Source organism: Chryseobacterium potabilaquae (assembly GCF_902728265.1).
Lineage (GTDB): Bacteria > Bacteroidota > Bacteroidia > Flavobacteriales > Weeksellaceae > Chryseobacterium > Chryseobacterium potabilaquae.
Map to the genome: position 1 here is coordinate 99863 of NZ_CACVBR010000008.1, position 21142 is coordinate 121004.

Here is a 21142-nt window from a genome sequence, read left to right on the forward strand (position 1 = left end):
AAATTTATAAATTATTATTAATAGCATCCTGAGTTTTATCCACTCCAAAGCTGATAAACGCTCCAATAAAAACAAAAGTATTAACGGGAGGTACAACAGCCGAACTTCTTGTCCCATCCATCGAAAAATTATATCCATATATATTTTTATTTCCCAAGACATTTGATATACTTAATACAAATACAGTAAAAGCTTTAGCGTCTTTTTTTCCTAAATTTGGTAAATAATTAACGCTGAGATTTAATGCACTATAATCTTTCAGACTTCCTTCTTTACGTATATAATATTGATCATTAATACTCTCTGTAACAATATCATAATATGGCCTACCTTTAGAATAAGTGTAAGAAAGATTAACCCCTAATTTCAATTTTGGAATAAATCTTTTAGCCACCAAGGAAAGCGTATGTTCTGATGCAAAGCTCGGTTTTAGGCTCATAGGATAATTCATAAAATCTCTTTTCGAATCTAAAAATGAATAACTGATCCAGTAATCAATATTCTCAATTGTTTTTTTATCCCTCCAAAACAATTCTATTCCTTTAGCATATCCGTATCCATCATTATTATCAGCCGTTTGAATAGGTTGACTTTGCCCTTCAATATTTGCTAGGTTTTTCACTTTAATCAACTGATCATATTTTTTATAAAAAGCTTCCAATCTCAAACTCCTTCCTTCTGACGATCTCTGAAGCTGAAAAATATAATGCTGAGACTTCTGAAAATCCAGTTGTGAAGGGCCATTAATATATTTACTCTCAGGGTTCTGATAAAAAAGTCCATAAGCAAGGGATGTTGTCCAATCTTTGGATAGCCTATATGCTAATGCCAAACGCGGTGCTATATTACTTTTATCTAAGAAAGTGGAATGCTCAACTCTCACTCCTAATTTTGCTGAAAATCGATTGCTGAAACCCAGATCGGTCTCTGCAAAAATAGAAGAAATAAGATCTTTATAATTTTTATCTGAATTCTCAAAATGAAGTTTTTCCTGGGTATTATTAAATTCAAAACCTCCTCTCAATGCACTGATCTTATTTATTTTCCTTTCCAATACAGCCTTAAAATTAATATAGTTACCATCTGTCAATAACTGTGTTTTCTCAGATTCAATATCATTGGTTTCTGTCGAAAAATTCAAGTCAGATCTGTTGAAAGAATAAGAGGCTCCGGTATTTAAAAGATATTTTCCAAATTTTTGCTTAAAAGATAAATTATGATATGTATTTCTCCCTTTTAATCTCACCAATGCAAAATCATATTGATCAGGCTCTAAGCTTTCTGACTTTACTCCCATTTTATTCGAGTCAAACATTCCATAATATTTAAAGAAACCACCCGATTTGGTTTTAACTCTAAAATTAAAATCTCCATTAAGACCTTTTGGGGCTTCAATAAAATCTGTATTAAAGTGAATCACTTCTTCCATCAGATTCAAAAGAGAATACCCTAAAGTTGCCCCATAAGAATGGGTTTTATCTTCGCCTAGTTTCTGAAAACCAGCACTCAAAAATATGGGGGAAATACCAAAATCATAAGAACTTTGATCTGGTAAATCAACACTTTCTAACATAAGAGCTCCTGAAAGAGCTTGTCCATACAATGCTGAATATCCACCACTAGAAAATATATTTCCTTTAAATAATGAGGTATTAAATCGATCTCTTCCTGCAATTCCCGGAACTGAGCTTGAGAAATAGTTATTAATTAGGCTTCCATCCATAAATATCTTTGATTCAGTCCCCGTTCCTCCTCTAATGAAAAGACCTTCCGTTTCACCTACTTTCTGAACACCTGGAAGATAATTTAATGCAGAAGAAATCTGGCCATCTGCTCCGGCTGTGGTATAAATATCAATTGGTGTCAATAAGGCAGTAGCTCTTTTTTTATCACTCGCTTCAATAGATCCAGCTGAAATTACCACTGCATCAATTTCATTGATTTGTTCTTTTAACTCTGCATTTATGAGTAAATCATGATCACCAATAAGAACAGCTCTCTCAATATCATTATATTTTGGATGAGTAAATACCAGACTATGGTTTCCTCTTTCGGTGGTTTCAAATAAATAATTACCCTCAGCATCTGTAGTTGCTCCATCATACGTATCTTTAAGAGTAATATTAACCTCTTTAACACCTTTATTTCTGAACATAACTTTCCCTGAAATTTTTACTTGAGAATACCCCAAAGCAAAAACTAAGAAAGAAATCAGGAAAAATAATCTTTGTCCCTTTGTTTTCATGGTTATTAATTTTCAGTTCAAAAATAAACTTCAAAATCTATTTTCACAGAAAAAATTTTACTAAAAGGTATAGTTTCATTCCCGAACCGGGGATAAGTTAATAGAAATATAAAATTAATAAATCGCTTCTTTGCATAGGAACTTTAATAAAACGATATAGAGATCTAAGTCATTCAAAAAAACAACATAAATATTTAAAAATAAACACATTAAACAACATAATACATTCCAATTAATGAATTTTTTTAAATGATTTTCTACAATTTGACAAATTTATTTGTAGCATATATAAAAGAATTATTAACCCTATTAAACACCAAAAAAACAATAATCATAAAGTCTTTTGAAAAATCTTTTTTAAATTTATCCTAAAATCATTTGAAAATGAAATTACAGACATTAGTATTAATGACAGGATCTGCATTATTTGCAGTTTCTTGTTGCACCACAAAAACGTATCCTATCAATGCTAAAAGCAGTACACAGACAGGAGGAACGGCAAAATTTACTCAAAAAAAGGAAGAAGTAGTTATGAAACTTGATGTAACTAATCTTACACCAGGAGTTCATGCAGTTCATATTCATGAAAAAGGAGATTGCTCTGCAGCTGATGGAACTTCTACAGGAGGGCATTGGAATCCTGCAAAAGATGATCACGGAAAATGGGGGGCTGAGCATTTCCATATGGGTGATATCGGTAATTTGGTTGCTGATAACAGTGGAAAAGCTACTCTAACTTTTAAAACTGACAAATGGTGCATAGGCTGCACAGATGAATCTAAAAACATCATAGGTAAAGGTCTTATTATACATGCCGCAGCTGACGATTTCCATACTCAGCCAACTGGAAATGCAGGAGGAAGAGTGGGATGTGTAGAAATAAAATAATATTTCCGTCACACCTAATTAAATAAAAAACCGCTAATTTTTATTCAATTAGCGGTTTTTTTAATCTTATATTTTTTTACTCATATCTGAGATAATGTTCATGGCTTCCTGAAGGTAAGAATCTTTCCTAAGATTTTTCATCCACATTTCAGTTTTCTTTTTGAATGCTTCATCCTTCTTCTCACGCTCAACTTCCTCCGGATATATCGTGAATTTTAATCCATTATCAAACTTGGTTAAAGCCTTGAATTTCTCAATTTGTGCTTTCCTTTGTTTCATTAGCTCATTAAACTTCTTAAGATTTAAGGTAATGCTTTCCTCTTTATCTAGTTTTTCTCTCCACTGAGCAGATTCTAAAAGTAGTTGATAATTGGAATTTTTTGCCATTCTCTCTGCACTTGCTTTCTCCAATGCCGGAATATCGAGATAATTTAATTTCTGAAATTTCGTGCTTGGAATTTTATCCCACGCCAATGCATAATCATCGTATCTTTCACCAATTTCTGCATACGTAAAGAAATCTTTCATTTTGATATCGGATACAATCCCTTTTCGTTGAGTAGATTCTCCGGTAATTCTATAAAACTTTTGAATGGTAAGTTTTAAAGATCCAAAATCATCTTCTGTATTCAAAAACCTATTCAAATCGACAAAAGTTTGTACCGTTCCTTTTCCAAAAGATTGTGGAGATCCTATAATCATTGCCCTTCCATAATCCTGCATTACTCCAGCTAAAATCTCAGAAGCAGAAGCAGAAAGTTCATTCTGCATAATCACCAAAGGACCCGTCCATATAGGCGTTTCATTTTTATTTTTTAGTGTTTGGATTTTACCATTTCCATCCTTCACCTGTACATAAGGCCCAGCTTCCATAAATAGTCCCATAATATCGCCCACTTCGGTTAAGGATCCTCCTCCATTATTTCTTAGATCCAAAACAATTCCTTCAATATTCTGAGCCTTTAATTTAATGATTTCATTTTTTATATCATCAGAAGCATTTCTTCCATTAGCATTTTCAAAATCTGCATTAAAACTTGGTAGATTAATGAATCCATATTTTTTTCCATTCGGAGAATTTACTACAATACTTCTAGCAAAAGTATCTTCAATAGCCACTTCTTCACGGATCATTGTTACGTCTTTTATCGTTCCATCTTTTTTCTGAATCGTTAACGTAACCGGGGTTCCTTTCTCTCCTCTAATTAATCTAACCGCTTCATCTACAAGCATTCCTACAACATTTACAGCATCATCTTTTGGTTTGGATTTTACTTTCAGAATTTTATCTCCTTCTGACAATTGTTTAGACTTCCAAGCAGGTGCGCCAATCGTTAAAGCTCCCAAGTAAAGATTTCCTTTTTTCTCCTGAATAATTGCTCCAATTCCTATAACTTTTCCTACAAATTGTGTATCAAAGTCTTCTTTATCTTTTGGAGAATAGTAATTGGTATGTGGATCAAATACCTCCGTATATGCATTCATATATACGGTAAACCAATCCATTTTTTTCCTTTTTTTGAACCTGGTAAAGGTATCTTTTACAAGATCTTTTACTTCATCTGTTGCCTTTTTGATTTTTTGATCAGGAGTAAGTATTTCTAATTTAATCGTATCATTCAATTTATATTTTTGAACAGAATCTTTCTTTACTTTCTGAGCTTCTTCTTTGCTATTCATCGATTCGATCTCCTGAAGAATATTATATTTAATGAATTTCTTCCATTCATTATATTGTTCTTGTTTATTTGCAGGAATTTTTTTCGATTTTGGTTCAAGAGTTAAACTCTCATCTTCTTCCAAATTAATAGGCTTATTAAAAATATCCTGGGTGATTTTATCTATTTCATCTACTCGCTGATAAAGTCTATCAATAGTAAGTTTGTAGAAAGTAAGATCTCCCGTATTAAGATAATCATCGAGCTTAGTCTCATCTTTACTGAATTCGTCCATATCGGCCTGTAAAAAATATCTTTTCGCAGGATCTACCAGTTCGAAATAGTGTTTATATACATCCTTGGAATATGCATCGTTAATAGGCTTCGGGCTATAGTGCAAATAAGAAAGTGTATTTTTAACACTCACCATTATTGTCTGCATTTTCTCATCATCATTTTTAGGTGAGTTGAAACAAAACATTAGACTTGTTAATGGAATTAAGAGTAAAAATTTATTTAGTTTGAAGTTTTTCCACATAAACTATCTTAATTTATTTAATTTTTAAAAAGTATTATTACAAATTAGTAGTAACAATTAATTTCATGTTACAAACTATCAAATTTAATACCTTATTTATAAATATCGAATAGTTTTAAGTATTTTTGTTAAAATTAATTTTTTATGGAAAGACCACTTATTCTGGTTACTAATGATGATGGAATCACAGCACCGGGTATCAGAAATCTTATAAATTTTATGAATGAAATCGGTGAAGTGATTGTAGTCGCTCCCAATTCTCCACAAAGTGGAAAAGGTCACGCTATTACCATCAATTCTACTCTCAGTTATGAAGAGGTACATCTTGAAGGTCCCCAAAGAGACTTTTCTTGCAGCGGAACTCCTGTAGATTGTGTAAAAATGGCTCTTGATAAAATATTACCAAGAAGACCTGATATCGTTGTTTCTGGAATCAATCATGGAGCAAATTCTTCAATTAATGTAATATATTCAGGAACTATGTCTGCTGCGGTGGAGGCCGGAGTAGAAAATCTGCCTGCAATTGGATTTTCCCTACTCGATTTTAGCTGGGAAGCAGATTTCACACAGGCTAAAGAGCATATTCAAAATATTGTAAGAAGAACATTAGAAAACCCTATGCCTAAAGGTATTGTTCTGAATGTAAATATTCCTAAACTTTCTAAAGAAGAGATCAAAGGAGTAAAGGTTTGTAAACAAGCACATGCCAAATGGGAAGAAAGTTTTGACGAAAGAATAAATCCGCATGGAAAAAAATATTACTGGTTGACAGGATATTTTAATAATATGGATGAATCGGAAGATGCTGATGAAACCGCATTATCAAATGGCTATATTTCAATTGTTCCTGTAAAGTTTGACTTAACGGCCTATGAATATATGAAAACATTAGAAGAAGTAATGAGCTTTAATTAATACATTACTTAATGTGATTAACTCACAACTAATAAGCAATATAAAAAACTTAAGAGTACAATTATTGCATTTAAAAATAGTCATTTTTAGGTCACTTTTAGGATTTAAAATGGAAAACAGCATCATAGAAAATACATACACTCTGTAATGCTGTTTTTTATTTACCATACATGGAAAAAATTCTAAATAAAAAGTGATCCCCCTAATGAAGAAAAAGTTGGTAATTTTTATTCTTAATTAATTTATAAAATTCCTTTGTTTTCCATTGTTCAATAAAACTTTTTCCTAAATTTATTCTTATTAATTTTTCCAAAATTATGAGAATAGAATACGATATAAAACTGGGCTTTAAGGATGTCATGTTCCGTCCCAAACGTTCAACATTAAAATCCCGCTCAGAAGTTGATCTGGAAAGAGAATTTACATTCAGACATACTAAGAAAAAATGGAAAGGAGTTCCTATTATAGCAGCTAATATGGATACAGTAGGAACTTTTGAAATGGCAATAGAACTTGCTAAAGACAAAATTATCACTGCTATTCATAAACATTATACGACTGAAGAATGGGATTATTTCCTAGACAACCAACCGGAAAGCATTCATCAATATATTGCTTTAAGTACGGGTACCGGAAAATCAGATGAAGAGAAAATAAAAAATATCCTCGAGAAACACCCAAAAATTGAGTTTCTGTGCATTGATGTAGCCAATGGATATTCTGAGCATTTTGTTGAATTTGTGAAGAAAACCAGAGCTAATTTTCCGGATAAAATTATTATTGCCGGCAATGTTGTTACTGGTGAAATGGTAGAAGAATTACTTTTAGTAGGTGCAGATATTATTAAAGTAGGTATTGGACCTGGTTCAGTTTGTACAACGCGAGTAAAAACAGGAGTAGGCTATCCCCAATTGTCTGCTATTATTGAGTGTGCGGATGCTGCTCATGGTTTAGGAGGTCAAATCATTGCTGATGGAGGATGTAAAGTTCCTGGAGACGTAGCTAAAGCTTTTGGCGGAGGTGCAGATTTCGTCATGCTGGGTGGAATGTTTGCTGGACATGACGAAAGTGGTGGTGAAATTGTAGAAGAAAATGGGAAAAAATTTAGATTATTCTATGGTATGAGTTCTAAAACAGCTATGGATAAACATGCAGGAGGCGTTGCTGAATATAGAGCATCCGAAGGTAAAACAGTTAAAGTTGCTTATAAAGGAGCTGTATCAGAAACCGTTAAAGATATTTTAGGCGGTGTCCGATCTACCTGTACTTATGTAGGAGCTTCAAAGTTAAAAGAATTATCAAAGAGAACCACTTTCATTCGAGTAGAAGAACAAGAAAATCAAATTTTTACTTAAAAATAAGCCCATTCTCCTTGAGAATGGGCTTATTTTATATTTTATATTTTCCTCACTTTAAGGCATCAACATACCTCCATCCACATTCAGCGTTTGTCCTGTAATATAGGTAGACATATCACTTCCTAAAAATACACAAGCATTTGCAATATCTTCAGGTGTTCCCCCTCTTTTTAACGGGATTCCGTCTCTCCATTCCTGAACCGTTTTTTCATCCAAAACCGCTGTCATTTCAGTTTCAATAAACCCAGGAGTAATAGCATTACAACGGATATGTCTTGAACCTAATTCCAATGCTACAGATTTTGTGAATCCTATAACTCCGGCTTTCGATGCCGCATAGTTTGCTTGTCCCGCATTTCCTTTCAGACCCACAACAGATGACATATTAATAATAGATCCTGATCTTGCCTTCATCATAGGCTTAATAACTGCCTTTGTAAGATTAAATACTGAATCCAAATTTACTTTGATAATAGTATCCCAATCATCTTTTGACATCCTTAGTAACAGATTATCCCTTGTAACTCCTGCATTATTAACCAATATATCAATCTTCCCAAATTCTGCAATGACTTCATCGATTAGTTTTTGAGCAGCATCATAATCCGATGCATCAGATTGGTAACCTTTTATTTGAGTTACAGAACTTAAAGTTGCTTCTAATTCTTTGGCTTTGTCTACAGAACCTGCATAAGTGAATGCTACTTTTGCTCCTTGTTCAGCAAAAACTTGGGCAATTCCTTTTCCGATTCCTCTTGTAGCTCCTGTAATTAATGCTACTTTTCCTTCTAATAGTTTCATATATACGACAATTATTTTCTTTAAATCAATTTGATTGAATATCTGTAGTATAGAACTTCATCAAAACAAATCGTCCGCAAAGATATTATAAAATGATTATTTAATGCATTTTATATCATTAAATTACTGAATTTTATATAAAGAAATTTTTCTAAAATATTCTGTTCCCAGAAAAAGTAAATTCTACGTACTCCGAAGTTTTAGTTTTTGTAAGTTTCAACTTTTTATTATCCGAAGAATACTTATCATATATTATATCTGTAAGAGGTTCATTATCAAAATTTATAGAACCATATTTATTTCCTTTTTGAACAATTATTTCATTGGCCGGAAAAAATTCAAATATATTATCATAAATAAAAGGAATTATTTCTTTTCCATTGCTATTCAAAACTCCATATAGATTATTCTTATTTTTACAAACTATGGCAGCCGGAAAATTGTCTTTTGGATAATATAGATAATCACTTTCTTTTATGGAAATAATGTCCGGTAATTCTTCATACTTTCTGTCTTTAACTGAAAATTTATAAAAAATTTCATTTTTCTTAAGAATGAATGTATCAGAAAAAATACGTTTTACTTCATATCCTTCTTCCAATATATTTTGTAAATCTCTATTTACGATCTTTTCTTCTCCATTTTTACTTAAATAAATGAAATCCTCACCCAAAACCTTTACAGCTTCTACGATATCATATTCCTTTGGAAAAATAATATCTCCATTAAGACGAATTACCGCTATTTTAGGGTTATTATAATCTTTAATGGTTTTAAAAATCCCATTGAATAAATGATTTACATAATAAAAATTAGTAGGAAAAACCTTTTTCTCTTCTTTCGAAAAAATACTTACCTTATCTTCTTTTAGAAGATAGATATATTCTCGCCCCACCAATGCCTGATCGTATATTTCATCTACAATCTTATTCTCATTAGCCTCTATTATTCCATAATGATTATTGGTGGGATTTTTAGTAATCAAATACGGGTATGAATTTATATTATCAATATAATGATTAGAAATAGTATTGACTACCTCTCCATTATTATCAATTATTTCTCCTTGATAGTTTCCTTTCCCGAGGTATGTTTTTCCCCTATAAAAATGCATATTTTCTTCAAATTCTCTATCAGACACCAATCTTCCATCAAAATCATAAATAAACCATCCTTTTTCTTTTTTTACAAAAAAACGATTTTCACTGGCAAATTCTATTTTATCATAAAAAGGAATTAGCAGATTTCCATCATAATCATATACACAATCTTTTCCTGCTTTAGAATAAATAAGCCTATTCTTCCTTTCCCATGTTCTATATTTAAAATTTTCAAAAGGAATTAATTGATTTCCCGTTGGGTCAATAAGCGTTGTTTTTCCGTTGAAACGACCTTCTTTAGCCTTTAGAATAAATCTATTAGAAGATAATCTTATTATTTCACTCTTATAGGGATATTCAAATGTAATCTTTCCTAAAGAATCAACAATAGCAGATTTTTTCCCTCCAGAATTTACCATAATTCCGTAGCCTTTTGTATAAGAGCTTATCTCTTTTCCCAGTTTTTTTGAGATAAGAATTTGCTTATATTGATCAGATTGTCCAAGACAAACGGATGAGAATAATACGAAAATTAGTGTTTTCAATTAAATAGAATTATTTACAATAAGAACAATTTCTCCTTTTAAAGTTTTACTTTTTGAAAAATCAATTAACTCATTGATTGTACCTCGTTTAGTTTCTTCAAATTTTTTGGATATTTCTCTACTTAGACTCACTTTAGTTTCTTCTCCAAAAAATTCTTTAATCTGCTCTAAAGTAGTGTTGATTTTATGTGGGCTTTCGTAGAGAACAATCGTTTTCTTTTCTTCGGCAAGTTGTTTCAATTTTGTTTGTCTCCCTTTTTTTTGAGGCAAGAAACCGGCAAATAAAAATTCATTATTTGGCAATCCTGAAACTACTAAAGCAGGCACAAAAGCTGTAGCGCCCGGTAAACAAATCATTTCAATATTATGATCTGCGGATGCTTTTCCCAGTAAATACCCGGGATCTGAAATTCCAGGGGTTCCTGCATCAGTAATAATAGCTATATTTTGGCCATTTTTAAGATCAGAAATTACCTTTTCTGTCGCCTGATGTTCATTATGCAGATGATAAGATTTTAGAGGCTTTGAAATTTCAAAATGTTTCAAAAGAATTCCTGAAGTCCTTGTATCTTCACATAAAATATAATCGACTTCTTTCAATACATTTACTGCCCTAAAAGTCATATCATCTAAGTTCCCAATAGGGGTAGGAACAAAATATAAGATTCCGCTCAAAATTAAAATTATAAAAATTTATTCTCTACTAATATCCATAGTCTTTGAGCATATTCATCCACTTTATTCCATTTTTTCTCGTAGTAGAGGTCACTCAAATATTCTTTAGCATCTTCCAGTTTTTTGAAACTATTCAATATAGAAACCACTTCATTCAATTCAGATTGACTTCCTTCAAATAATGTTCGCGAAAAAGCAATTCTGTCATTTAGATCAAGCTTAAATTCCGGTCTTGTTTTTTCCACCTCTCTATGCTCAGCTGATATATTAGTCTTTAGTATTTTTACTGCTCTTTCTATAAGAGGCGTATGTCCCTCCTCCTTTTCTGCTTCCGAATGATCATCATCGAAAAGAGTTTTCAACCCTTTTATATTCGAAAGTTTTATTTTTTTATCATGATGATATTCTTCTAGGTTTTCAAAATTCTCATTCGGATTGGTATATTGAGTATTATCTGTAAGATCAGATCGTTTTCTTCTATCATTGATTTCCGCAAGAATAGATGCTTCATTCTTTTCTTCTATAGATTCTTTTTTAATTTCGCTTAGCAAATTCTCAATATTCGAAACATCATTATCTATTTCTATTTGTTCAATTACAATAGTGGAAGCGATATATGATTCTTCATTTTCTTCAATTAATATTTCTTCTTCTAAAGCCTCTGTTCCAAAAATACCTGATATTGTTTCTGTAATTTTTGGAGATTCTTCTTTCATAGTAGCTTCAAAACGATTTTCAATGATTTCTTCTTCATCATCAAAATTGTTTAGACTTCCTTCATCATCATCAGAAATTTGATTTTCAAATTCATTAAGCTCATTAAGTTGATTACTAAAAGTCAATTGATCTTCCGTTACTTGATCGTTAGATAAATTCTTATGTTTATCATTTTCAAATTCTGAATTAGTCAAAATTCTCTCTTCTTCAACAAAAAGTGAATGACCATGATCATAATCTGATAAATTATTTTCATTAATATCCTCTAATCGATGATCTGAAATACATTCTTCAATTACCCCATTATGAAATTCATTCTCTTCATCACCAGAGGTTTCATTAATCCCTGATGCATTACTTTCTTCCACAAAATTAATAATTCTTTCATGGAGTTCTTTTTCTACAATCTCATTGAGCTGATTATTAAAAATAGCTTCCTCCTCTGTAACTTCATTTGAAAAAAATCCAACTTGATTTTCATCAATTTTACTACGTTCATTCAAACCTACTTCATCCTTTATCAGCACATTTTCAGAATTCTGATTATCACTATTATTGAAATTAGAACTATTTTCGAATGTAAAATATTCGATATGTTTCTCTAATAATTTTAGAAAATTAATCTTACCAGCAAGCTCATCTACAAGATTCTGCTTAGATAGCAATCCATCTACATTATCTATTTTCTCCAGAATATTAATAATATTCCGGGATTCAAAAAAAATTTTTTCCTTTAAATCTTGGATGTTATACATATAAGAATCTTGTTAAAATTGCTTATTTTTGATCTTAAAAATATACGGCTAATTTAACAAATGTTTTTAGAAAATACAATTAATCATTCCAAACAAAGTGGTTGGATGGAAGTTATTTGTGGTTCTATGTTTTCTGGGAAAACTGAAGAACTAATTCGAAGATTGCGAAGAGCAGAAATGGCAGGACAAAATGTAGAAATTTTTAAGCCTAAGCTAGATACACGATATTCTGAAGAGAGTGTGGTGTCTCACAATCAGAATAAAATTCGTAGTACAGGGGTGGAAAATCCTAATGAAATTCTATTATTGGCTTCTCGCTGTGATGTGGTAGGAATTGACGAAGCTCAGTTTTTTGATCAAGGAATTGTAGAAGTAGCTAATAAGCTGGCAAATAGCGGGATAAGAGTCGTTATTGCGGGATTAGATATGGATTTTCTAGGACGCCCTTTTGGGCCAATGCCTCATTTAATGGCCACCGCAGAATATGTTACAAAAGTCCATGCTATTTGCAAAAGAACAGGTAATCTGGCCAATTATTCTATGAGAATTTCCAAAGGAAAGAATTTGGTAGAACTGGGTGAAACAGAAAGTTATGAGGCTGTAAGCCGTCGTGTCTTTATTGATGAAGTACTTTCAAATAAAGAAAAATAATATTTTAATTGAGACTTAAATCTTATTAAAATAATTATTAAAAGTAAAATATAAGGAGAAGGTTACGAATGAACTATACCGTAAAACAAATTGTAGATATCACTCATTCAAAAATGATGGGTGATGATAGTTTAATAATCAAAAATATTGCTTTCGACAGTAGAATTATCTACTCTACTAAGCATACCGCATTTATTGCTGTTAATACTCCTAAAAATTCAGGAGAAAAATTTATAGAATCTGCAATTAATCGGGGAATTAATATAATTATTTCAGAACATCACTTTCCTCAATTTGAAAACATTACATGGATTATTGTTGAAAATTCGATATCCTTTCTTCAAAAATTAGCAAAATATCACTTCGAACAATCTCATTTAAGATCAATTGGTATTACAGGAAGTAATGGTAAGACTATATTAAAAGAATGGATTTACCAATGTATTTGGAATGAACTTCCAACGGTAAAAAGCCCGAAAAGTTTTAATTCTCAAATAGGGCTTCCTCTTTCTATTTTTCAAATTAATAATTCACAGAAATTAGGAATTTTTGAAGTAGGAATTTCTCAACCTCATGAAATGGAAAAACTAGAAAATATTTTCCATCCTCAAATTGGTCTCCTTACTCATATTGGAACAGCACATATAGCGAATTTCAGTTCAGAAGAGGAATTAATTAATGAAAAAGTAAAACTTTTTAAAAACTCTGAAGTCATAATTTACAATGGTGATAATGTATTGGTTGATGAAATAATAAAAAAATGCTATGGAAGTAAAAAATTAATCTCCTACGGTTTTAAAAAAGAAAATCAAGTTTTTATAAAAAATAATATTTCAAAAAACGAAGATATTATTGTTCAATATTTTAATGAAGAAATTAGCTTCCCGGTTTATCAAAGAGATGAAGTTACTTTAACCAACGCTTTAGCCCTTGTAGCCGTATTAAAAGAGCTGAAGATTGATAATAAAAAAATTATTGATAAAATCAACTCTCTTAAGGCAGTAGAAATGCGCTTAGAAGCCATTGAAGGAATTAAAAACAATATTGTAATCAATGATTCTTTCAATCTCGATTTAGATTCTTTAAAAACAGCTCTTCAGTTCCTTAATGAGTATAATAAACGTGGGAAATCACTAGTATTAACTGATATCATGGGGGTAAATTCTAACTCACAAGAACTGTACGAAGAAGTCTCAGAGCTTGTAAATGAACAAAAATTTGATACCGTTTTCTTAATAGGAGACATTATATCAAAATTTAGTGATTTATTTAAGTCTAAAACATTTACTTTCATTAATACCCAAGAATTAATTGAGAGTAAATATCTTACAGAAATTGAAAATCAAATTATCTTATTAAAAGGAGCTAGAAAATTTGAAATTGAAAAACTTAAAGATATTCTAGAGCTACGAAAACATGATACTGTTTTAGAAATTAACTTAAATGCCATCCTTCACAATATTAACTATCACAAATCGTTACTAAAACCAACGACCAAAATGATGGCAATGGTAAAAGCAAACGCTTATGGTTTAGGTAGTTATGAGATATCAGAATTTCTGCAACATCATCATATCGATTATCTTGGAGTGGCATTTGCAGATGAAGGTGTTGAACTTCGAAAAAAGGGGATCACAACTCCCATTGTGGTCATGAATCCGGAGCAACATAGTTATGACACAATAATTGAGTATAATCTAGAACCGGAAATTTATAGCCTAAGGGTTTTAGAATTATTCTATGATTCGGTTCAGAAAACGGGTAACGACAAAAAATACCCCATACATATAAAGCTGGAAACCGGAATGCATCGTCTTGGGTTTAAAAAACATGAGTTAGATCAACTCGGTGAAATTTTACAGGATAAAAAATTGAAGGTTAAGAGTATTTTTAGCCATTTGTCATCTTCAGATATGCCTCAGGAAAAAGAGTTTACATTGAATCAATTAAAGGCTTTTGAATACAATTCATCCTATTTAATTGAAAGATTAGGATATAAACCTATACGGCATATTTTAAACTCATCAGGAATAACAAACTATACGGATTACCAATATAATATGGTAAGGATTGGAATTGGAATGTTGGGAGAATCTTCAAATAATCAAATACAAAAACAATTGCATTCTGTGGTAAGCTTTAAAACCGTAATTTCACAGATATCTATGGTTGAGAATGGAGAATCAATTGGTTATAGCAGAAAGTTTAAAACAGATCATCTAACAAAGGTAGCCACCATTCCTGTAGGATATGCCGATGGAATACCTAGATTAATTGGAAATCAGGTAGGAAATGTTGGGGTTAATAAAATATTAGCTCCCATTGTAGGAAATATATGTATGGATATGATGATGATTAATGTAGATAATATTCCTCACGTAAAAGAAGGCAATGTTGTAACTATATTCAATGCAAAACCGACTTTAAAAGAGTTTGCAGAATATTGTAATACTATAACATATGAAGTATTAACTTCTATTTCACCCCGAGTAAAACGTATTTATATAAAAGATTAATTATGAGAAAGCTACTAATCCTTTTATTCATATTTCAATTACTTTTAATTCATTCTCAGGTAAAAAAAGGTCTGGTCATTCCCGAAAATCCAAAAATTGGGCTTTCACTTGCAGGAGGAGGAGCTAAAGGTTTTGCTCATGTAGGAGTACTTAAAATATTGGATTCATTAGGGGTTAAAGTAGATTATATTGCAGGTACCAGTATGGGATCAATTGTAGGAGGATTATATGCATCAGGATACTCTGGAAAAGAAATTGAAAAAATAGTAATGGATACTGACTTCTTTTCCTTAATATTAGATCCTAAATCTAGACAAGAATCTAGTTTTTTTAATAAATCTGTAGATAAATATCTTTTATCTATTCCAATAAATAATGGAAAAATTACGCTTCCATCTTCAATAAGTACAGGGCAAAAAAATGTATACTTGCTTAAAGAGCTCTTTAAAAATGTAGCTAATATTAATGATTTTTCTCAGTTACCTATTCCCTTCATGTGTGTAGCTACCAATCTGGAAACAGGTAATATGAAAATTTTTGAAAAGGGCGATCTTGTGCAGTCTATTATGGCTAGTTCTGCCTTTCCATCATTAATGGATCCTGTTAAAATTGGAGATAGTATCTATATCGATGGAGCTATGACCGTAAATTATCCATCAAAACCACTAAAGGATAAAGGAATTGATATTGTTATTGGTGTAGACCTTAATCAAGACTTATCAAAAAGAGAGGATTTAAACAATATTATTACTATTCTTAATCAAATAATTGATTTTGGAATTAAAAAAGATACAAAATATCAATACAAATATACTGATATAAATATTAAACCTAACTTGAAAGGTATGAGTGCCACAAGTTATGCAGAAAAGAAAAAAATCCTAGATAGTGGCTATGCTGAAGGTTTAAAATATATGAGCATCTTAGATGAGCTCCCAAAAAGGTCTTTTCAACGCATTAGAGAACGCACAAATCCAATATATTCTAATGTATACAAAATAGATAGTCTTTCCTTAGAAGGGGGGAAAATCTATGAAAAAAACTATGTTTTAGGAAAAATGGGACTACGTCTCCCCTCTCTACAAACCTATGGAAACATAAACAAAATGATAGATAAATTAGTTGCCACCAATAATTATAGATTTATCAATTATGACATTATTCCAAAAGATGATAAAAACTATTTAAAATTATATGTAACAGAAGACAACACACGTCATTTTTTCAAATTTGGATTACATTATGATGAAGTCTTCAAAACGGGTTTATTATTAAATTATTCAGCAAAGAGATTATTATTTAGAAATACAAACTTATCATTAGATTTCGTTGTAGGTGATAAAACCAGATATTATTTAAACTATTTCATCGATAATGGATATATTCCCGGTTTTGGTATTTATTCATCCGGAATGAACTTTAGCCTAAAAGATGAAAACAATAATGATATAGAAGACTGGAAATGGTATAGAAATGAAGCATATATTCAATCTGTATGGAAAGATAAATTTGCTATTGGAGCAGGAGTAAGCCATGACTATTTTGAGGCGGAAATGAATGGAATAAACAAGAGATCAAGTCGATTTTTAAATGCATATGCATTTTTAAAAAGTGATACTCAAGATGACAAGGATATTCCTACAAGAGGGTTCTATTTATCTGCAGAGGGTAAAGTAATAGATTTATTGAGCTCAGAAATGCAAGATAAGCCCGTTCAAATTAAAGCAGATATAAGAATAAATCTTCCTCTTTCAAAACAATTTACTTATAGATTTAAACTCTATGGAGGGCTCACAATAGGTCCAGAGCTTTCTGAATTCTACAAATATCGATTAGGAGGAATATTTGAACAAAATATTGCCAACTTTAAAACATTTAGTGGTTTTTACTTTGCGCAGCTAAATGCAAATAATGTAGTGATGGTCTCTAATGATCTTCAATTCAAATTTAATAAAAATTATTTTTTAACAGGAAATTTTACATTGGCTAATTTATCAGATAATATCAATTTTGAAGATACCGTAAAATTAAATTATAGTTCTTTGGGAATAACAGCAGGTTATAAATCTCCCTTCGGACAAATAAAAGTAAATTTTAGCCACTCTCTTAAAAATAATCAAAAAGGCATATTCAGTGTTATTTTAGGGCACTGGTTTTAAAACAATGATACATTTTTTTTACGAAAATTTACCACAATCTGTAAATACAGATTATAAAAAATGGTTGGAAGATATTATTCTTTCCGAAGAAAAAAAACTAGGTGAAATCAATTACATTTTCTGTGATGATGAATATCTATTAAAAATTAATCAAGAGTATTTACAGCACGATTACTATACTGATATTATAACCTTCGACTATGTAAAAGGAAAAACAATAAGCGGAGAGATTTTCGTATCTTTGCAACGCATTTCCGATAACGCCTCTACTCTATCCAAAGAGTATGAAGAAGAATTAAGAAGAGTTTTGGCTCATGGTATTCTTCATCTTTCAGGATACAAAGATAAAACAGAAGAAGAAGAACAGGTAATGCGAAGCAAAGAAGATTTTTATTTAGCAAAGTATAATTAAGCTTTTAAAATTATTTTTAGAATTTTAATTTTTCTGTTTCTATTCGCTACTTAGTCTTGCGAAAAAAGATTCAATATACGCTACAATTAATGCTAAATAAGACATCAAAGACACGATTTAGACTCGTTAATTTAAAAGATGTTTCACGTGAAACATTTATTAAGAAAATAAAAAAATAAGGCTTAAAACAAGCAATAGAGAGATGATATCAGAAATATATGATGTAATTGTAGTAGGTGCAGGACATGCCGGATGTGAGGCTGCTGCTGCTGCTGCTAATTTGGGCTCAAAAACCCTACTCATTACAATGAATATGCAGACTATCGGACAGATGAGCTGCAATCCAGCGATGGGGGGAATAGCAAAAGGCCAAATTGTAAGAGAGATTGACGCAATGGGAGGATATTCAGGAATTGTAGCAGATAAATCAGCAATTCAATTCAAAATGCTTAACCTTTCCAAAGGCCCTGCTATGTGGTCTCCAAGAACTCAAAATGACAGAATGCTCTTCGCAGAAGAATGGCGATTAGCATTAGAAAATACCCCAAACCTCGATTTCTTTCAGGATATGGTGAAACAGCTTATTGTTGATAATAACAAAATCACAGGGGTTGTTACTTCATTAGGAATTGAGATAAAAGGACGTTCTGTAGTTCTTACCAATGGTACTTTTCTAAATGGACTAATACATGTTGGTGATAAACAATTGGGAGGAGGAAGAATGGGAGAACCAAGAGCATTTGGTATTACTGAACAGCTCGTTTCTTTAGGCTTTGAAGCTGGCAGAATGAAAACGGGAACCCCTCCAAGAGTAGATGGTAGAAGTTTGGATTACTCCAAAATGGAAGAACAAAAAGGAGATGAAAATCCTAAAAAATTCAGCTATCTAGATACTCCAAAATTAACTAAACAATTAAGTTGTCATATTACTTATACCAATGAAATAGTACACGATATTTTACGTGAAGGATTTGATAGAAGTCCAATGTTTAATGGTACAATTCAAAGTTTAGGTCCAAGATACTGCCCAAGTATAGAAGATAAAATTAACCGTTTTGCAGAAAGAAATAGACATCAATTATTTGTAGAGCCAGAAGGCTGGAAAACCATTGAGATATATGTAAATGGATTCAGTTCTTCCCTTCCAGAAGACATTCAAATCAAAGCAATGAAACAAATTCCAGGTTTTGAGAATGTAAAAGTCTTTCGTCCAGGTTATGCTATAGAGTATGACTACTTCCCTCCTACCCAGCTAAATCATACTTTGGAAACAAAATTAATTGAAAATTTATATTTTGCAGGACAAATAAATGGTACTACTGGATACGAAGAAGCGGCTGGTCAAGGTCTAATAGCTGGTATTAATGCTCATAATAAAGTACATGAAAAGGATGAATTCATTCTAAGCCGAGATGAAGCTTATATAGGGGTTTTAATTGATGATTTGATAACAAAAGGTACGGAAGAACCCTATAGAATGTTTACATCTCGTGCAGAATATAGGTTACTTTTAAGACAAGATAATGCGGATATCAGATTAACTGAAAAGGCCTACCAATTGGGATTAGCAAAAGAAGATAGGTTACAAAAGGTAAATGACAAAATATCTAAAAGTCAAGAACTTGAGACCTTTCTACGAGAAACTTCTTTAAAACCAGGAATTATCAATCCTATTTTAAAAACCATAGAAAGTAGCCCTGTTGACCAGGCATATAGAGCAGCGCAAATCCTTACAAGGCCAAATATGACATTAGAAAAATTAGAAGATATTGAGTTCATAAAAGATGTATCTTCTACTTATAATGATGAAATACGAGAGCAAGCAGAAGTAAATATCAAATATAAAGGATACATTGAAAAAGAAAAAGAAAATGTAGCTAAACTTAACCGTTTAGAAAATATTAAAATTCCAGAAGATTTTGATTATTCAAAAATATCAAGCCTTTCTTCAGAAGCAAAACAAAAAATGTCAAACGTAAGACCAAAAACTATAGCTCAAGCAGGAAGAATTAGTGGCGTTTCACCAGCCGATATAAATGTTTTATTGGTCTATTTAGGACGATAATTAAAATATGTTTCACGTGAAACATATATATAATATAAACAAAAATTAAGATACTTATTAGTCTTTTAAAACTTTTATTATATTAGTTTCTCAATATAAACGATAACAAATTAAATGAAAATAAAAGATCATTTTCTATCACAAGAAATATTTGAAATAAAAGAAACAGAAACAAAAGGAGTTTTCAAAACCTCCCCTATTCCATCAAATATTTCCAAATATTATGAAAGTGAAGATTATATTTCACATCATCAAGATGCCGGAAGCCTAAAAGAAAAACTTTATAAATTTTTGCAATCATTTAATTTACAATATAAGAAAACCATTCTTTTAGATAGAATAAAAAAAGGATCAAAAATTCTAGATTATGGATGTGGTGCCGGAGAGTTTGTAAAATACATAGAAAAAGATTTCGAAGTATTAGGTTATGAGCCTGATATAGATGCAAGAAAAGTTGCTCAAAATAAAATTTCAAAAGCCCAAATCATAGATAATATTGTTTCTATTAAAGATAAAAGCTTGGATGCAATAACACTTTGGCATGTTTTTGAACACGTGGAAAATCAAGATGAGATGCTTGAAATTTTTAATAGTAAGTTAAAAAAAAAAGGATTATTAATTATTGCAGTACCCAATCCCACTTCTTATGATGCAAAACATTACAAAGAATATTGGGCAGCATATGATGTTCCAAGACATATCTATCATTTTTCAAAAAACGGAATGGAGAATCTCATTAGAAAGAAACCCAATTGGAAGATGAGAAAAATAAAACCTTTAGTATTAGATTCCTATTATATCTCCATGCTAAGCGAAAAATATAAAAAATCACCTCTTTTTTGGCTTAAAGCAATCATCTATGGAACGATTTCTAACATAAAAGCCCTTTTTTCCAATCAATTTTCAAGTTTGATATATATTATCGAAAAAAAATAGAAAGTAGAAAATTGTACCATTTCTAAAGGCCATTTTTTTACTATATTAATTAAAAACTCGGGAATTTCTCTCGAGTTTTATTATGTAAGCACTCCCCTACTCCATATTTGGAAAGAAAATTTTTTACTGATAAAAAAATTGTACCAAATATGTTAGTAAAAAGTTAGTAACCATTAAAATAAAACGATTTATAAAAAGGTTATTTAAA

General features: G+C 31.1%; 15 protein-coding genes. 9 read left to right on the top strand and 6 right to left on the bottom strand.

What is annotated here, in order from left to right; translation table 11 throughout:
* Nucleotides 1-4: 4 nt before the first annotated feature.
* Nucleotides 5-2245 (bottom strand): TonB-dependent receptor, encoded by a 2241-nt coding sequence (locus CHRY9293_RS06775; RefSeq protein WP_162032309.1) that lies wholly within the window; start codon nucleotides 2243-2245, stop codon nucleotides 5-7.
* A gap of 384 nt (nucleotides 2246-2629) precedes the next feature.
* On the opposite strand from CHRY9293_RS06775, the gene CHRY9293_RS06780 reads away from it, so the two are divergent.
* Nucleotides 2630-3133 carry a superoxide dismutase family protein gene (locus CHRY9293_RS06780; RefSeq protein ID WP_162032310.1) on the top strand — a complete coding sequence of 168 codons (504 nt, stop codon included), beginning with the start codon at nucleotides 2630-2632 and terminating at the stop codon, nucleotides 3131-3133.
* A gap of 66 nt (nucleotides 3134-3199) precedes the next feature.
* On the opposite strand, the gene CHRY9293_RS06785 is transcribed toward CHRY9293_RS06780, so the two are convergent.
* Complete coding sequence (locus tag CHRY9293_RS06785) at nucleotides 3200-5329, bottom strand: carboxy terminal-processing peptidase (protein WP_162032311.1); 2130 nt, start codon at nucleotides 5327-5329, stop codon at nucleotides 3200-3202.
* A gap of 144 nt (nucleotides 5330-5473) precedes the next feature.
* On the opposite strand from CHRY9293_RS06785, the gene surE reads away from it, so the two are divergent.
* Both surE and CHRY9293_RS06795 read left to right on the top strand, forming a co-directional pair.
* Nucleotides 5474-6244 (top strand): 5'/3'-nucleotidase SurE, encoded by a 771-nt coding sequence (surE, locus tag CHRY9293_RS06790; protein ID WP_162032312.1) that lies wholly within the window; start codon nucleotides 5474-5476, stop codon nucleotides 6242-6244.
* Between the two features lie 317 nt (nucleotides 6245-6561).
* Nucleotides 6562-7599: a GMP reductase gene (locus CHRY9293_RS06795; protein WP_162032313.1), complete on the top strand. Its 1038-nt coding sequence runs from the start codon at nucleotides 6562-6564 to the stop codon at nucleotides 7597-7599.
* Between the two features lie 57 nt (nucleotides 7600-7656).
* Here CHRY9293_RS06795 and fabG read toward each other — a convergent pair whose 3' ends face one another.
* The 4 genes from fabG to CHRY9293_RS06815 all read right to left on the bottom strand — a co-directional run bounded on the left by fabG (nucleotide 7657) and on the right by CHRY9293_RS06815 (nucleotide 12195).
* Complete coding sequence (fabG, locus tag CHRY9293_RS06800) at nucleotides 7657-8403, bottom strand: 3-oxoacyl-[acyl-carrier-protein] reductase (protein WP_162032314.1); 747 nt, start codon at nucleotides 8401-8403, stop codon at nucleotides 7657-7659.
* 151 nt (nucleotides 8404-8554) lie between these two features.
* Nucleotides 8555-10048 (bottom strand): WG repeat-containing protein, encoded by a 1494-nt coding sequence (locus CHRY9293_RS06805; protein ID WP_162032315.1) that lies wholly within the window; start codon nucleotides 10046-10048, stop codon nucleotides 8555-8557.
* On the bottom strand, nucleotides 10049-10723 hold the full coding sequence (gene rsmI / locus CHRY9293_RS06810; RefSeq protein ID WP_162032316.1) for a 16S rRNA (cytidine(1402)-2'-O)-methyltransferase: 675 nt from the start codon (nucleotides 10721-10723) through the stop codon (nucleotides 10049-10051).
* 8 nt (nucleotides 10724-10731) lie between these two features.
* Nucleotides 10732-12195 (bottom strand): hypothetical protein, encoded by a 1464-nt coding sequence (locus tag CHRY9293_RS06815; RefSeq protein ID WP_162032317.1) that lies wholly within the window; start codon nucleotides 12193-12195, stop codon nucleotides 10732-10734.
* Between the two features lie 60 nt (nucleotides 12196-12255).
* On the opposite strand from CHRY9293_RS06815, the gene CHRY9293_RS06820 reads away from it, so the two are divergent.
* The 6 genes from CHRY9293_RS06820 (at nucleotide 12256) to CHRY9293_RS06845 (ending at nucleotide 20934) form a co-directional block, all read left to right on the top strand.
* The gene (locus CHRY9293_RS06820; RefSeq protein ID WP_162032318.1) at nucleotides 12256-12846 is read left to right on the top strand and encodes a thymidine kinase; all 591 of its coding nucleotides are present in this window, start codon (nucleotides 12256-12258) and stop codon (nucleotides 12844-12846) included.
* Nucleotides 12847-12914: 68 nt separating this feature from the next.
* A complete protein-coding gene (locus CHRY9293_RS06825; protein ID WP_162032319.1) occupies nucleotides 12915-15362 on the top strand; it encodes a bifunctional UDP-N-acetylmuramoyl-tripeptide:D-alanyl-D-alanine ligase/alanine racemase in 2448 nt (815 codons plus the stop codon).
* Between the two features lie 2 nt (nucleotides 15363-15364).
* Nucleotides 15365-17521 carry a patatin-like phospholipase family protein gene (locus tag CHRY9293_RS06830; RefSeq protein WP_162032320.1) on the top strand — a complete coding sequence of 719 codons (2157 nt, stop codon included), beginning with the start codon at nucleotides 15365-15367 and terminating at the stop codon, nucleotides 17519-17521.
* A gap of 4 nt (nucleotides 17522-17525) precedes the next feature.
* Entirely contained in the window at nucleotides 17526-17933 is a 408-nt protein-coding gene (ybeY, locus tag CHRY9293_RS06835) for an rRNA maturation RNase YbeY (RefSeq protein WP_162032321.1), read from the top strand.
* A 202-nt stretch (nucleotides 17934-18135) separates the two neighbouring features.
* Nucleotides 18136-19998, top strand: a complete 1863-nt coding sequence (mnmG, locus tag CHRY9293_RS06840) for a tRNA uridine-5-carboxymethylaminomethyl(34) synthesis enzyme MnmG (RefSeq protein ID WP_162032322.1) — start codon at nucleotides 18136-18138, stop codon at nucleotides 19996-19998.
* A 114-nt stretch (nucleotides 19999-20112) separates the two neighbouring features.
* A complete protein-coding gene (locus CHRY9293_RS06845) occupies nucleotides 20113-20934 on the top strand; it encodes a class I SAM-dependent methyltransferase (protein ID WP_162032323.1) in 822 nt (273 codons plus the stop codon).
* Nucleotides 20935-21142 lie beyond the last annotated feature (208 nt).